The organism is Nonomuraea sp. NPDC001699, assembly GCF_053596455.1.
Genome location: NZ_JBSFGF010000005.1, coordinates 241,328 through 256,891, shown reverse-complemented (window position 1 = coordinate 256,891; position 15,564 = coordinate 241,328). Strand labels below are relative to the sequence as shown.

The following is a 15,564-nucleotide window of genomic DNA, read 5'->3' as shown; positions in this document are numbered from 1 at the left end:
GAGATGGGCTCCCCTTGATTATGCAGTCCCACATCAACGGTGTTACGGCCCTGGATCGGAGCTTTCGCTCGAAAGGCCTTCGCTTCGGGGACGAGGTTGCCGAGCGGGCGTAGCCGGAGCCGCCAGCATGGGGGCTTGCGGATGAACCACCACTCGCCGATCAGCTTGCGGTCCTGGAGGTGGTCCAAGCGCGGGCCGAGGTCGGTTGCGGCGGCCTGCTCGGCGGTGTTCCAGTCGGCGAACTGGGCGCGGATGCTGTATCAGGGTGCGGAGGCGTCATCTGGGCGGAGGCCTGTCGAGGTCGGCGCAGCAAAGGACGTGCGTCCCAGGTGGTAGTGGGTGGCGCGTCGTCGGCGAGGGCGCGGAGAGCGAGCCCGTAGCCGGCGCGTCCGGTCGGGAACCCCGGTGGTGTGCTGGTGGCGGAGGGGCCGTCCGGTAGCAGTTCGGTGGCGCGGAGATCGGTAGGTGGTGTGGTGCGATCGCGGCGCCCGCCACCACAGCTGGGCAAGCCTCTCGGTCATCGGCAACGCGTGCAAGATCAACGCAAGGGGCGCCGCCACGATCACGACCATGGTCAGCGCGATCCGGACGATATAGGTGAACAGTGAAGGCTGTCCCGGCTGCACAAGGCGTCACCGTCGCGGAGATCAGGTCGATGATCGAAGAAGTCGGGGATCTCGTGCGGCTGGTCTCCGAAGCGGACCCCGACGACAAGGCGGAACTCTACGTCCGGCTCGGCCTGAAGCTCATGTACTACCCGGAAAAAGCAATATGTGGAGGCCCGGATCCAGCCGGAGCCCCCACATGTGCGTGCGGTGTGTGTCCGAGGGGGGACTTGAACCCCCATGCCCATCACTGGGCACTAGCACCTCAAGCTAGCGCGTCTGCCTATTCCGCCACCCGGACTTGGTGCCTGCACGCGGGACCGTCATCTCGCGTCGGCTCCGTAAGGTTAGCAAACTCTGGGGGGTGAGTCATACCAAGTATCGGCACAGCGGCCGGCGACACCTGCCCGGCGCCCCCGGCCGCACCCCCGGGATGACCCTTCCAGGTGTCTCACGTGAAGCGGGCCCGCGTGTCCTTGGCCTTTTTCGGGGTCTCTGCTGAAAAACCCTTGCGGCAACTTTGGGTGCTGCTACGGTTACGGATCGTTGAGGGGTGAGTCCACGGACCGGCCTCACGATGTGAGGCCGGTTCCGGAAGCTGGGAGATCAGGTGGCACGCACGAAGGTCGGACAGTCGGGGGCGTCGTCCCTCGCTGTGCGCCGCGTGCCCATGACGTTCCCGGATCAGGACACGACGTTCCCGGAACAGGACATGACGTTCCAGGAACAGGGCACGACCGCCGAGCGGGCCGACCGGATGGCGCGGTTCGCGGCCGGCGCTCGCGGAGTTGTCGTGCGAGCGGTCACGATGGGCGCCCTCGTGGCGGCCGGGTGGCTGCTCGCCGTCGTGTTCGGCATGATGTCCGCCGCTCCGGCGGCCGCGGATGCCACCGCGGCCACCACAGGAGCCGCCGACGCGGCCCCGGCTCCTCTTTCGGTCCCCGTTCAGCTCTCGGCGTCGGACAACGCCGAGGCGATGGCGGGGCGCACCGTGGACGGTCTCAACAGCCAGCAGGATCCTGGTCTGCCACCACCATCCTCCGCCGGAAAGATCTTGGACACCAACGGATTGGTGCCCAACGGTGGTGGCAGTGGCCCGTTCGGGCCCGGTATGGGGGATGTCGCGAGGTCCGGTGTCGACCCGCGGCTGCAGTACCAGCCCGCCGTCATGGCGCGCGTGCTGCCCCCCGTCGTCCGCACAGCGGCGGACGACCCTTCCTTCTCACCTGACTGATCCCGCCATCCAGGCACGCCCCGGACGACCCGTCCGGAGAGCGGCGGCGGAGCGTGGTCATTTCCCCTCCGTCGGCGGGTGAGACGTCAGTCAACCTGTTCGCGAATCCGAGGTCACCGCTGTGCGCGACCTCGCACGTCCTCGCACGGCCTCGGCTGCCCGCGAACCGTTTCAGGTATCCCCCCAAGAACCACTAGGAGCATTCAGCATGCGTACGTGGGCTAGAGCATCCACCCCTGCGGCCCTTCTGGCGGTCGCGGTCATGTCGTTCGGCAGCAGCGCGGCCCTCGCCGACACCTCGGGAGACTCCTCCGTCGGCGGCGGCAACCAGGTCAACCTGCCGATCAACCTGCCCATCGACATCAGCGGCAACGCCGTCGGCGCGGCCGGCCACTCGACCGCCGGTTCCCAGGGCGGCGCCTCGGTCGAGAACGTCGGCCCGAGCGACATCCCCAACCGCACCTCCGGAAACTCCAGCGTGCTCGGCGGCAACCAGGTCAACGCGCCGATCACCGCGCCGCTGAACGCCTGCGGCAACGCGATCTCCCTGTTCGGCAGGTCGGACGCGGGCTGCCGGGGCGGCGCGACCGTCCACAACAAGGGCAAGGGCGGCGCCGGCGGCAACCAGACCTCGGGCGACTCCAGCCTCATCGGCGGCAACCAGCTCACGGCGCCGATCACGGCTCCGATCAACGCCTGCGGCAACGCGCTGGCCATCTTCGGCGACGCGACCGCGGGCTGCAAGGGCGGCGCCGCCGTGCACAACGGCGGCGTGGGCGTGGGGGGCAACCGTACGTCCGGGCGCTCCTCCGCGCTGGGCGGCAACCAGGTGGTCGCGCCGGTCAACGCGCCGGTCAACATCTGCGGCAACGCGGTGGCGGTGTTCGGACGGGCGTTCGCGGGCTGCCAGGGCGGCGCCAGTGTCACCAACTCGGGCGGCGGCTGGCTGCACCACATGGCCGCGCCGGGCTCCACGGGCAACGACACCGACGGGCGCTACGGCGCGGGCAGCGGCAACCAGGTGATCGCGCCGGTCAACCTGCCCATCACGGCCTGCGGCAACGCCGTCGGCAACGCGGTGGCCAACTGCCGGGGCGGCGCGACGGTGCTGAACACCCGCGCCGGTTCGGGAGCGGGCGGGAACACGACCTCCGGGCGTTCGGGCGTGCTGAGCGGCAACCAGGTGATCGCGCCGATCACCGCTCCGGTCAACGTCTGCGGGAACGCGGTGGCCGCGTTCGGCAAGGCGTTCGCCGGGTGCAGGGGTGTCGTGTCGGTCAAGAACGGCGGCCGCGGCGCCGGTGGCAACCACACCTCCGGGCAGTCGGGCGTCGGAGCGGGCAACCAGGTGATCGCGCCGATCACCGCGCCGCTCAACGTCTGCGGCAACGCGGCCGCGGTGCTCGGCGCCTCCAACGCCCACTGCAAGGGCAGCGCGACCGTCTGGCCGCACGACGGCGTGGGCGGCGGCGGCAACCACACCTCGGGGCGTTCGGGCGTGCTGAGCGGCAACCAGGTGGTCGCGCCGATCACGGCTCCGGTCAACGTCTGCGGCAACGCGGTGGCCGTGCTGGGCGACGCCGCGGCGGGCTGCCTCGGCGGTGCGCACGTCGGCAAGCCGGGCTACCCGGGCGGCGGCTACAACCAGTTCCTGCGCTCCACCGGCCACACGGCCGCGGCCAAGAGCGGGCTGCTGCCCGCGGTGCCCGCCGTCCCCGCGCTCAACAGCGTCGGCGGCGGGTCCGCGCTGCCCGACGTCGGCGGCGTGCCGAACGTGGGTGGCGTGCCCGACGTCGGCGGTGTGCCGAACGTGGGTGGCCTGCCGGTTCCCGGCAACGTGACGCAGCAGCTCCAGGGCTCGGGCCTGCCGGTCGGCGGCGGCCTCTCCTCGCTGCCGCTCGTGGACGACGCCTCCAAGACGCTGGGCCTGCCCGCCCTTCCCGAGCTGCCCGGCCTCCCCGGCCAGGCGCAGGCTCCGACGCAGGCCGCGCCCGGCAACGTGGAGGTGCCGGCCAAGCCGTCGCAGAACCGGGTGCCCACCCGGCCCGGCAAGCGTCACCTCGCCGACAGGGCCGACAACGTGCGCAAGGCGCCGCCGCGCCCCTCGTCGCCGCTCTCGCCGGCCACTGACCTGCTCACCTCCACCCCGGTCGGCGGCGCCGTGACCTCCGCCACCGGTGGCCTGCCCGTCGGCAACCTGGGCCTGATGAGCGCCGCCCAGCCCGCCGGTCTCACCGGGATGAACTCCAGCTCGCTGCTCGCGCTGCTGCTCGGCTCGATGTTCGCCGCTTCGGCCACGCTGTTCGCGACCGCTCGCCGGTTCCGGTTCGGCCGTAAGTAGATATACGGCATAGACAGGTAACCGCAGATACCGCTACCGCTCGCCGCCGTGAGTGGTAGGCGATAGATGCTTTGCCCGTTCCGGGGGCGCGGCCCGGGGCGGGCAAAGCCATGTCCAGGCTCAGAGCGTGCTGCGGACACGGATGACCTTGCGGCGCAGCCGTACGTGCCGGCTCCCGTCGGGGTGCACCCGCACCCGCGCGAGCTCCCACTGGCCGTACTCTGCATGTTCGGTCAGCAGTTGACGTGCGGCTTCGCGAGTGAGGTCGCGCGGAATGAAGATATCCATGTAGGAGTAGTCGAGCACAACGATTAGTCTCCAGGGTGAGTCAGGGCGCCATGCCGCTCGATGGGCCTTATTCTGCGTGCTTGTGGGTGGACCCGGAAGCTAGTGGGTAGCCCGGGGGAAGGAAATTTCCGCGAGTCGGGTTACCTTTCAGATCTATGCCGACTCCCGGTAGGGGGATTGCAAGCGAACAGTGAGGTAGGAAGCAGCGTGCCAGCCAAGAACGGCAGCTCCGGCGGAACACGCCTGGTGATCGTCGAGTCGCCCGCCAAGGCGAAGACGATCGAGAAATACCTCGGCGCCGGCTACACGGTGGAGTCCAGCATCGGCCACATCCGTGACCTGCCGGAGCGGGCCGACGACATCCCCGAGGCGTTCAAGAAGGAGCCTTGGGCGCGCCTCGGCGTGAACGTCGAGCACGGGTTCGAGCCGCTGTACGTCGTCAACCCCGACAAGAAGGCGCAGGTCAGCAAGCTGCGTCAGCTGTTGAAGGGCGCCGACGAACTCTACCTGGCCACTGACGAGGACCGTGAGGGCGAGGCGATCGCCTGGCACCTGCGCGAGGTACTCAAGCCGACCGTGCCCGTCCACCGCATGGTGTTCCACGAGATCACGCCGCAGGCGATCCGCGACGCCGTCGCGAACCCGCGCGATCTCAACCTCCGCCTGGTCGACGCCCAGGAGACCCGCCGCATCCTCGACCGCCTCTACGGCTACGAGGTCAGCCCGGTCCTGTGGAAGAAGGTCAAGCCGCGGCTGTCGGCCGGCCGGGTGCAGTCGGTGGCGACGCGGCTGGTGGTGGAGCGCGAGCGGGAGCGCATGGCGTTCACCTCGGCCCACTACTGGGACCTGCAGGCGCTGTTCGACTCCGGCAAGCCCGAGGAGCGGCCGCGTGACTTCACCGCGACGCTGAGCTCGGTCGACGGCAAGAGGGTGGCCCAGGGGCGCGACTTCGCCAGCACCGGGCAGCTCAAGACGGCCGACGTGCTCCACCTGTCCGAGGCCGCCGCCGGTGAGCTGGCCGGCAGGCTCCAGGGCACGTCGTTCTCGGTCAAGTCCGTCGAGCGCAAGCCGTACACGCGCAAGCCGTACGCGCCGTTCCGGACGACCACGTTGCAGCAGGAGGCCAGCCGGAAGCTGGGCTTCTCCGCCAAGTACACGATGCAGGTCGCCCAGCGGCTGTACGAGCAGGGGTTCATCACCTACATGCGTACCGACAGCATCACGCTGTCGGAGACCGCCATCGCGGCCGCCCGCTCGCAGGCCATCAAGCTCTACGGCGCCGCGTACGTGCCCGACAAGCCGCGCGTCTACACCAGCAAGGTCAAGAGCGCGCAGGAGGCCCACGAGGCGATCCGGCCCTCCGGCGAGGAGTTCCGCACGCCGGGCGAGACCGGGCTGTCCGGCGACATGTTCCGCCTCTACGAGCTGATCTGGCAGCGCACGGTCTCCTCGCAGATGAAGGACGCGGTCGGCGAGTCGATCAGCGTCAAGGTCAGCGGCCGTTCGGCCGCCGGCGAGAACGTCGAGTTCAGCGCCTCCGGCCGGACGATCACCTTCTACGGCTTCCTCAAGGCGTACGTGGAGGGGGCCGACGACCCCTCGACCGACCGCGACGACTCCGAGAAGCGGCTGCCCAACCTGGCCGAGGGCGACGCGCTGACCGTGTCGCGGCTCGACGTGGCCGGCCACTCGACCAAGCCGCCCGCCCGCTACACCGAGGCGTCGCTGGTCAAGGAGATGGAAGACCGGGAGATCGGGCGGCCCTCGACGTACGCGTCGATCATGGGCACGATCCTCGACCGCGGCTACGTGTTCAAGAAGGGCACCGCGCTGGTGCCGTCGTTCCTGGCCTTCGCCGTGGTCAACCTGCTTGAGCAGCATTTCGGCAACCTGGTCGACTACGACTTCACGGCCGAGATGGAGAAGGTGCTCGACGACATCGCCAACGACCGCGCCGAGCGGGTGCCCGAGCTGCAGCGGTTCTACTACGGCGCGGGCGACGGCGACGAGGGCCTGAAGGAGATGGTCACCGACCTCGGCGACATCGACGCCAAGGAGATCAGCTCGTTCCCGATCAGGGGCACGGACATCGTCCTGCGGGTCGGGCGTTACGGGCCGTACCTGGACAGGGACGGCGCGCGGGTCAACGTCCCGGAGGACACCACGCCCGACGAGCTGACGGCGGAGAAGGCCGAGGAGCTGTTCTCGCGGCCCACCGGCGACCGTGAGCTGGGGCGCGACCCGGTGAGCGGGCACACGATCGTGGCCAAGGACGGCCGTTACGGGCCGTACGTGACGGAGATCCTGCCCGAGCCGGCCGAGGACGAGGCGCCGAAGAAGCGGACGAAGAAGGCAGACGCCCCCAAGCCGCGCACCAGCTCCCTGTTCAAGACGATGTCGCTGGACACGATCACCCTCGACGACGCGCTCAAGCTGCTGGCGATCCCGCGGGTCGTGGGCGAGCTCGACGGCGAGGAGGTCGTGGCGCACAACGGGAAGTTCGGGCCGTACATCAAGAAGGGCACCGATTCCCGCTCGCTCACGTCCGAAGAGGACCTGCTGACGGTCACGATCGAGCAGGCCAAGGAGCTGTTCGCGCAGCCCAAGCAGCGTGGTCGGCGGGCCGCGGCGGCGGCGCCGCTGCGGGAGCTGGGCGACGATCCGGCGTCGAAGAAGCCCGTGGTGGTCAAGGAGGGGCGTTTCGGCCCCTACGTGACCGACGGCGAGACGAACGCCTCGCTGCGCAAGGGCGACACGGTCGAGGACATCACCATCGAGCGGGCCGCCGAGCTGCTGGCCGAGCGCCGCGAGCGGGCGCCCGCGCCGAAGAAGACCACGCGGAAGGCGCCGGCGAAGAAGACGACCGCGAAGAAGCCGGCGGCCAAATCGTGAGTGGCACCGCGAAGGAGCCGGCGGCCGGATCGTAGGCGGCACCGCGAAGGGGGCGGCGGCCGGGTCGTAGGCGGCACCGCGAAGGGGGCGGTGAATCGTCAGTGGCACCGCGGAGAAGCCGGCGACAAGTCGTCAGTAGCATCGACGTGTGATCGTGCTGGTCTTCGTCGCTCTGGTCCTGGTGGCGCACCTGTATCTGTGGCATCGCATGGTGCGCTCCGCGACCCGCCCCGGGCGTGCCCGCAAGGCGCTGACCTGGGGCCTGGTCGGGCTGGTCCTGCTCGTGGTGGCCACGTTCGTGGGGACGCGGATGGAGCTGGGCAACTGGCTGGCCTGGCCGGGCTACCTGTGGGTGGCGTTGATGTTCTACCTCGTGGTGTTCCTGCTCGTGCTGGAGGTGCCGCGGGCCGTCGCCTCGGTGCTCATCCGCAGGCGCGAGCGCAGGACGGTGGCGGCGGCGGAGCCGGTCCCGGTCATGGCGAGCCCGGTTCCCGCGGTGGCGGCCGTCCCCGCGCCGCCCGCGGCCGAGCCGCCCATGAGCAGGCGGCTTTTCCTGGGACGCACCACCGCGGTGGTGGCCGGGGTCGGCGCGCTGGGCACGGTCGGTTACGGCGTGAGCCGCGCCCTGGGCGACCCCGTCCTGGAGCCGGTGCGGGTCACACTGCCCAAGCTCGACCCGAGGCTGAACGGCCTGCGCTTCGCCGTGGTGAGCGACATCCACCTGGGCCCGCTCACGGGCATCGGCCACACCGAGCGCATCGTCAGGATGATCAACGGCCTGCGTCCCGACGTGGTGGCCATCGTCGGCGATCTGGTGGACGGGTCCGTCGCCCAACTGGGCGCCCTGGCCAGACCGCTGAAGAGCCTTGAGTCCCGCTACGGGGCATATTTCGTGACCGGCAACCACGAGTACTACACCCAGAACGGCCCCCAGGAATGGGTCGAGGAGCTCGACCAGCTCGGCGTCCGTTCGTTGCGCAACGAGCGCGTGGAGATCACGCACCAGGGCGCCGTACTGGACCTGGCCGGGGTGAACGACCTCAACGGCGAGGCCACGGGCGACGGGCCCGACTTCGGCAAGGCGCTCGGCGGACGTGAGCCGGGGCGGTCCACGGTGCTGCTCGCGCACCAGCCCGTACAGGTGGAGCAGGCCGCCGGGTTCGGCGTCGACCTGCAGCTCTCGGGGCACACGCACGGCGGGCAGATCATGCCGTTCAACCTGGTGGTCGGCCTGCAACAGCCCGTCGTGTCCGGCCTGGCCACGATCGACGGCGTGCAGGTGTACGTCACCAGGGGTGCCGGGTTCTGGGGGCCGCCCGTACGGGTCGGAGCGCCGCCGGAGATCACTATGCTGGAGCTGCGCTCCTGACTTTGCGCGACGCGGTGGCCACGTGGTGTCATCCTGGCGTAGTATCCGACCGGATACTCGCAGGAGGTGATCATGGTTTCCTCTCCCGCCGAAGGTGCCTTGCGCCAGGCGGCCGCGCTCGCGCCCGACGTCGCGTTCTGGGCCAGGCGCGGCGGGCTGCTGTTCCGGCAGGCCCGCCACGCGGCGAGCATGAACCAGAAGGCGCTGGCCAGCAGGAGTGGCACCTCGCGCACCACACTGTCCGCCTACGAGCACGGCAGGAAGTCGCCGACGCTGGAGACGGCCGGGCGCATCCTCGACGCGGCCGGGTTCCGGCTGGCGCTTGAGCCCAAGGTCGAGTTCGCCGTGGAGACGGCGGCCGGTCGTAGCTTCCACGTCCCGAGCCGGCTGCGGCGGCTGCCGGTGGCCGCGGCGCTGGGGGTCCTGCGGTTCGGCGGCCGGGTCTACGACCTGGCCGATCGCGGCCAACGCCGGGCGGCCTACTCGGCGCTGCTGTGCGAGGGCGGTCCCGCCGATCTGCTCGACCACGTCGACGGCGCGCTGCTCGTCGAGCTCTGGGGCGAGCTGGCCCTGCCGTCGGCCGTCCGTGCCGCCTGGTCCCCTCTGGTGGAGGAGATCAGACAAGAGGCCGGAGTAATGAATCGATGATGATTTCGGTGGGCTGTTCCGAGTGCGCGACCTGCGCGCAGACCCGACTCCGTAATACCCTCAGCCACGGACAAGCGGGTAATTCCGCGTTGTCTTCTTGTCTTCCCATGTCCGGCCGACACCTGGATACGCTGAAATCATGACTGCCCCTAGGCGCGCCGCGAATGTGCTGGCCCATGCGCCGTTCCGCCGGCTCTGGACGGCCATGTCGGTGTGCAGTCTCGGCGACTGGCTCAACATCCTGGCCCTGACCGCCCTCGCCGGAAACCTCAACCAGGGCGACTACCGCATGCAGTCGCTGGCCGTGGGCGGCGTGTTCATCGCCAAGATGTTGCCCGCGGTGCTGCTCGGGCCGCTGGCCGGGGTGTTCGCCGACCGGTTCGACCGGCGGCTGACCATGTTCACGGCAGACCTGGCCAGGTTCGCGGTCGTGCTGTCGATCCCCGTCATCGGCACGTACCAGTGGGTGATCGTCGCGACCGTCCTGGTCGAGTGCGTCAACCTGTTCTGGGTCCCCGCCAAGGACGCCACGGTGCCCAACCTGGTGCCCAAGGACCAGCTCGAATCCGCCAACCGGCTCAACCTGCTGGTCACCTACGGCAGCGCGCCGATCGCGGCCCTGCTGTTCGCCGCGCTGTCCCTGGTCGGCGACATGGGCCGCAGCGTCCTGCCGCTGCTCGGCGGCATGGACCCGACCGCCCCGGCACTTATCGTCAATGCCCTGGCCTACCTGGTGTCGGCCTTCCTGATCTTCACGCTGCGCGGCATCCCCAGGCGCGACGGCACGATCTCGACGCCCTCGGTGCTCAAGCAGATCGTCGAGGGCTGGCGGTTCGTGGGCGGCAACCGGCTCGTGCGCGGGCTGATCATCGGCATGCTGGGCGCGTTCGCCGCGGGTGGGGCCGTGGTCGGCGTGGCCAAGATCTACGTGGTGGCCCTCGGCGGCGGCGACGCGGCCTACGGCGTCGTGTTCGGCGCGGTCTTCGTCGGCATGGCGCTGGGCATGTTCGTCGGCCTCAGGCTGCTGCACGGGCTGTCGCGGCGGCGGCTGTTCGGCCTGGCCATCACCGTGGCCGGGCTGGTGCTCGTGGCCATCGCGCTGATCCACAACCTGCCCATCGTGGTCATGCTGACGGTGCTGCTCGGGGCGTGCGCGGGCATCGCGTGGATCATCGGCTACACCCTGATCGGGCTGGAGGTCGACGACACGCTGCGCGGGCGCACGTTCTCGTTCCTGCAGTCCACCGCGCGGGTGACGCTGCTGCTCGTGGTGGCGGTGGCCAACCCGCTGGCGGCGCTGTTCGGCGCCCACGAGTTCGGCCTGGGCGCGATCGCCTACCGGTTCGACGGCACCAACCTGGTGCTGGTCATCGGCGGCGTGCTCGCGGTGGCCGTCGGTATCCTGGCGCTGCGCCACATGGACGACAGGAAGGGCGTCTCGCTCTCGGCCGACCTGATCGCGGCGGTGCGCGGCGAGCGTTACCCCGCCGAGCCGGCCGAGCACGTGCCGGGGCTGTTCATGGCGTTCGAGGGCGGCGAGGGCTCGGGCAAGACGACGCAGTCGCGGCTGATCGCCATCTGGCTGCGCGACCAGGGCTACGACGTGGTCCAGACGCGGGAGCCCGGCTCGACCAAGATCGGCATGCGGCTGCGGGCCATCCTGCTCGACGCGGCCGAGCGTGGCCTGTCGGCCCGTTCGGAGGCCCTGCTCTACGCGGCCGACCGGGCCGAGCACGTCGAGAAGGTGATCCGCCCGGCGCTCTACCGGGGCTCGCTGGTGATCAGCGACCGCTACGTCGACTCGTCGCTGGCCTACCAGGGCGCCGGCCGGGCGCTCGATCCCGAAGACGTCTCCAAGATCAACGCGTGGGCGACGGGCGGGCTCGTACCGCATCTGACCGTGCTCATCGACACGCCGCCCGAGGTGGGGCTGACCCGGCTGGGCGGGGCGGCCGACCGGATCGAGTCCGAGCCGCTGGAGTTCCACCAGCGGGTGCGCAAGGAGTTCCGCGCGCTGGCCGCCGCCGATCCAGGCCGCTACCTCGTGGTCGACGGCACGATGGCGCCCGAGGTGCTGACCCGCCAGATCCAGGACCGCATTCGCGAGATCCTGCCCGACCCGGTTCCCCGGGAGTCCGAAGACGCCACGGGCACGATGCCCGCCATCCGCGACTAGCCTTACCCCGTGACGGTTTTCGATGACCTCGTCGGGCAGGACCAGGCGATCTCGGTGTTGTCGCGGGCCGCTGCGGCGGCCGGCGAGGCCGTCAGGGGCGGTCGCGGCGCCGGCATGACGCACGCCTGGCTGTTCACCGGCCCGCCGGGGTCGGGCCGGGAGGAGGCGGCGCGCGCCTTCGCCGCCGCGCTGCTGTGCCCCGACGGCGGTTGCGGCCACTGCGACCAGTGCCACCAGGTGCTGATCGGCTCCCACCCCGACCTGGAGTCCGTCCGTCCGGAGGGGCTGTCCTACAGCGTCAAGCAGACCCGCGAGCTCATCCTGCGGGCCGCGGGCGCCCCCACCCAGGGCCGCTGGCGGGTCATCCTGTTCGAGGACGCCGACCGCGCCACCGAGTCGGCGGCCAACGCCCTGCTCAAGGCCATCGAGGAGCCGCCGGCGCGCACGGTCTGGCTGCTGTGCGCGCCTGCCCCCGACGACCTCATGATCACCATCAGGTCGCGCTGCCGCCAGGTCACGCTGGCCACGCCGTCCACCGAGGCCGTCGCGCACGTGCTGGCCACGCGTGACAGCGTGCCGTGGGAGACCGCCGCGTTCGCCGCCCGGGCCGCGCAGGGGCACATCAGCAGGGCGCGGTCGCTGGCCCTCGACGAGGGCTCCCGTCGCCGGCGGGAGGCCGTGCTGGGCATCCCGCGCTCGCTGACCGGCGTGGGCGAGTGCATCTCCGCCGCCGAACGCCTGGTCAAGACGGCCGAGGAAGAGGCCGCGGCGGCCACGGCGGCGCTCAACGAGAACGAGACATCCGAGCTGCGCAAGCTCTACGGCGAGGGGTCCACGGGCAAGGGGCTCAACCGGGGGCTGGTGCGCGGCGGGGCCGGAGCCCTCAAGGAGCTGGAGGACCGGCAGAAGTCCCGGGCCACCCGCATCAAGCGGGACTCTCTCGACGCCGCGCTGCTGGAGCTGGTGTCGTTCTACCGTGACGTGCTGGCCATGCAGTTCGGGGCGGGGGTGGAGCTGGCCAACGACGACATCCGGTTCGACCTCGACCAGCTCGCCAAGTCGTCCACGCCGGAGGAGACGCTGCGGCGGATCGACGCGATCATGCGGTGCCGGGAACGGCTGGGCGCCAACGTCAACCCGCAGATGGCCGTGGAGGCGATGATGTTGTCGCTGCGTGCGGCGGCCTGACCTGGTCGCGGCCCCTGCCTGCGGCGGCTCGCCTTCGTGATCCGACGGCGGTGGTGACGGCGACCCCTCGATGCTCATGAACGCGGTGCGCCGCACGCCGGACTGCTCGATGTCCCGGTTCCGGGTCGTCTGAGGGTTCACCTGCCGGGAGATCTCGTGCGGGCGGAAAATATCCGGGTGACCGGAGCAGCAGACGAGCCCGTGAGGCGTCTCTGTAGCGTGGAAGTCGAACTGCTCTCCCAACAACAGGCCCTGGAGCGGCAGCGGGTCGATGTGGCGTCGATCTTCGCCGAACATCATGTGGGCCTCGTGCGGCTCGCCTTGATCATGGTCGGTGATCAGGCCACCGCCGAAGACGTCGTGCAGGAGGCGTTCGCACGTACGCACGCCGGCCGGGCCCGCCTGCGGGAGGCCGACAGGGCGCTGGCCTATGTGCGGTCCGCCGTGCTCAACGGGTGCCGGTCCGTCCTGCGCAGACGGGCGACGGTGTTCCGGCGGGCGGTGCCCTACGAGCCGCCGGTCTGGTCGGCCGAGAGCGCCGCGCTGCTGGGCGAGGAACGGCGCGAGGTGCTGCTCGCCCTGCGGGAGCTGCCGCGCAGGCAGCGCGAGGCGCTGACCCTGCGCTACTACTTCGATCTGTCCGACCAGGAGATCGCCGAGACCATGGGCGTCAACGCGAGCACGGCCAGGTCCACGATCGCGCGAGGGCTCGCCGCCCTCGGCCGGGCGCTTGGGGAGGAATCATGAACAGCCCGATGGAAGACAGACTGCGGGAGGCGCTCGTCGAGGCGGGCGCGACGGTCGACACGGGCGCGCTCAAGCCGCTGCGGGCGCCCGAGCGGCGCCGGAGCCGGATGGACCTGCGGCTGGTGAGCGCGGCCGTGGCGGTGGTGCTCGCGGGGGCGACGACCGCCGTCTGGCTGGGGGTTCGAGGAGACGAGCACGTGGTGACGCTGGCCGCTCCCACCGATGGGCGGTCCGATTCGTCGGAGTTGACGATCTATCTCTGTTCGAGGACGGCCAGTGGGAAGGCGCCGTCCTGCAAGGGGCAGGACGTCACACCCGAGCAGGCGAAGTCGATCGAGGTGGCGGCGAAGGAGGTGCCCGGCGTCGTCTCGGTGACGTTCTTCGACCGGGAGGCGGTCCTCGCTGCTTTCCGACAGGATTTCGCGCACAATCAGCAGGTGCTCGACGCGGTGACGGCCGACGACCTGCATGCGTCGTTCCGGCTGCGACTTGAGCCCGGCACGGATCCGGTGAAGGTGAAGCAGGCACTTGCCCGGCTCCCCGGGATCGAGGACATCGACCTGGTGCCCGCTGCTGTCTCCCTTCGGCCATCGGAGGCTCAGATCAGCGTCTTCCTCTGCAAGGACGGCACGGCGCTGCCCACCTGCGGTGCCGAACGAGCATCGGACGGCGAGCAGGTCATCAAGGAGGGAAAGGGGATCACGACGAGACAGAAGGACAAGGTCCTCGCGCTGCTGAAGGCGTCCAAGCAGGTGAAGTCCATCTTCTACGAGGACCAGACGTCGGCGTACGAGAACTTCAAGCGCGAGTACGAGGACAACAAGGCCCTGGTCGCCGCCACCAGGGTCGAGGACATGCCGGAGTCGTACCGGCTGCGCATGAGGTCGGAGCTCGACGACTGGAGCGGGCTGGTCAAGACCCTGAGGCATCAGCGGGGCGTCGCATCCGTCGTCGTGCAGCGTTGCCTGATCGAGAGGCTGACCCTGACCGGCTACCGGGTGAGTCTGCCGAAGGACAAGTGGTGCCGGGAGGGCGGCTGATTCAAGATCGGGCTCGGTGCCCCTCACGTTCGCCGGGTGGACCCACGTAGTGTGGCAACGGAAGGCCGTAACAACCCCCGAGGCCGTCAGGGAGGCGAGCTCTAGCCCATGGGAATGATCATGGCCGTGAGCTTCACGCGCTACGGGAGGCTCTACTACCTCGATCCGGGCGGGCACGCCCCCAAGGTCGGCGACAAGGTGCTGGTGCCGACCGACTCGGGTCCCGAGGTGGCGGAGTGTGTGTGGGCGCCGCAGTACACGAGCGAGGACATCGACGGTCTGCCCGTGTGCGCGGGGCCGGCGGAAGAGGAACACCTCTCGCGCGACGAGTCCAACAAACGCCGCAGGGCCGAGGCCCGCAGCGTGTCCAAGAAGCTGATCAAACGACATGGGCTGCCGATGAAGGTCGTCGGCATCGACTATCTCGACCAGGACAACGTCTACACCGTCTATTTCTCGGCCCCTCATCGGGTCGACTTCCGGGCCCTGGTCCGCGACCTGGCCCGTAACTTGCGGGCCAGGGTCGAGTTGCGGCAGATCGGCCCCCGGGACGAGGCGCGGTTGCAGGGCGGCATCGGTCCCTGCGGCCGTGACCTGTGCTGCGCCACCTTCCTGAAGGACTTCGAGCCGGTGTCCGTGCGCATGGCGAAGGACCAGGACCTTCCGGTCAATCCACTGCGCATCGCGGGAGCTTGCGGGCGGCTCATGTGCTGCCTGAAGTACGAGCACCCGCTGTACGTCGAGAGCCGGTACAGAATGCCTCGCGCGGGAAGCCGGGTGAGCACGCCTCAGGGCGACGGGGTCGTGACGGGGCACAACGTCCCGGGCGACACGGTGACGGTGCGCCTGGACGACGGCGGGAGGCGCTGCGCGTGCCCGTCCGCGTCGGTGTGTTCGCCTCGCATCCAGCACGACACGATGTACGGCACCCAGGAGGAACCAGCCGATCAGCAGTCTTCCGGCGAAGGGGAGGAAAGCTAGACAACTCATCCCGTTCTGGTCCAGGTGATGCTCGGCTCGGCTCGTCCGCGGACAA

The 15,564-nt window shown here is 70.1% G+C and carries 11 protein-coding genes and 1 tRNA gene; 10 read left to right on the top strand and 2 right to left on the bottom strand.

Going from position 1 to position 15,564, the window contains the following annotated elements; all coding sequences use genetic code 11:
- Positions 1–820: 820 nt before the first annotated feature.
- Positions 821–906, bottom strand: a tRNA-Leu gene (locus ACWCSU_RS17750).
- Between the two features lie 369 nt (positions 907–1,275).
- On the opposite strand from ACWCSU_RS17750, the gene ACWCSU_RS17745 reads away from it, so the two are divergent.
- Entirely contained in the window at positions 1,276–1,839 is a 564-nt protein-coding gene (locus ACWCSU_RS17745; protein WP_449936412.1) for a hypothetical protein, read from the top strand.
- A 208-nt stretch (positions 1,840–2,047) separates the two neighbouring features.
- Positions 2,048–4,180: a chaplin family protein gene (locus ACWCSU_RS17740; protein WP_449936057.1), complete on the top strand. Its 2,133-nt coding sequence runs from the start codon at positions 2,048–2,050 to the stop codon at positions 4,178–4,180.
- A 120-nt stretch (positions 4,181–4,300) separates the two neighbouring features.
- On the opposite strand, the gene ACWCSU_RS17735 is transcribed toward ACWCSU_RS17740, so the two are convergent.
- Positions 4,301–4,486 (bottom strand): DUF5703 family protein, encoded by a 186-nt coding sequence (locus ACWCSU_RS17735; protein ID WP_125641854.1) that lies wholly within the window; start codon positions 4,484–4,486, stop codon positions 4,301–4,303.
- Positions 4,487–4,675: 189 nt separating this feature from the next.
- Here ACWCSU_RS17735 and topA point away from each other — a divergent pair, with 189 nt between their 5' ends.
- The 8 genes from topA (at position 4,676) to ACWCSU_RS17695 (ending at position 15,509) form a co-directional block, all read left to right on the top strand.
- The gene (gene topA, locus ACWCSU_RS17730) at positions 4,676–7,360 is read left to right on the top strand and encodes a type I DNA topoisomerase (RefSeq protein WP_449936056.1); all 2,685 of its coding nucleotides are present in this window, start codon (positions 4,676–4,678) and stop codon (positions 7,358–7,360) included.
- 148 nt (positions 7,361–7,508) lie between these two features.
- The gene (locus tag ACWCSU_RS17725) at positions 7,509–8,729 is read left to right on the top strand and encodes a metallophosphoesterase (RefSeq protein WP_449936055.1); all 1,221 of its coding nucleotides are present in this window, start codon (positions 7,509–7,511) and stop codon (positions 8,727–8,729) included.
- A gap of 72 nt (positions 8,730–8,801) precedes the next feature.
- Positions 8,802–9,377 (top strand): helix-turn-helix transcriptional regulator, encoded by a 576-nt coding sequence (locus ACWCSU_RS17720; protein ID WP_449936054.1) that lies wholly within the window; start codon positions 8,802–8,804, stop codon positions 9,375–9,377.
- A 139-nt stretch (positions 9,378–9,516) separates the two neighbouring features.
- Positions 9,517–11,553, top strand: coding sequence for a dTMP kinase (tmk, locus tag ACWCSU_RS17715; RefSeq protein WP_449936053.1), 2,037 nt, complete (start codon positions 9,517–9,519; stop codon positions 11,551–11,553).
- Between the two features lie 9 nt (positions 11,554–11,562).
- Positions 11,563–12,741, top strand: coding sequence for a DNA polymerase III subunit delta' (locus ACWCSU_RS17710; RefSeq protein WP_357702144.1), 1,179 nt, complete (start codon positions 11,563–11,565; stop codon positions 12,739–12,741).
- 219 nt (positions 12,742–12,960) lie between these two features.
- Complete coding sequence (locus tag ACWCSU_RS17705) at positions 12,961–13,488, top strand: SigE family RNA polymerase sigma factor (protein ID WP_449936051.1); 528 nt, start codon at positions 12,961–12,963, stop codon at positions 13,486–13,488.
- 8 nt (positions 13,489–13,496) lie between these two features.
- Positions 13,497–14,528 carry a permease-like cell division protein FtsX gene (locus ACWCSU_RS17700; RefSeq protein WP_449936050.1) on the top strand — a complete coding sequence of 344 codons (1,032 nt, stop codon included), beginning with the start codon at positions 13,497–13,499 and terminating at the stop codon, positions 14,526–14,528.
- A gap of 120 nt (positions 14,529–14,648) precedes the next feature.
- Positions 14,649–15,509, top strand: coding sequence for a PSP1 domain-containing protein (locus tag ACWCSU_RS17695; RefSeq protein ID WP_449936409.1), 861 nt, complete (start codon positions 14,649–14,651; stop codon positions 15,507–15,509).
- Positions 15,510–15,564 lie beyond the last annotated feature (55 nt).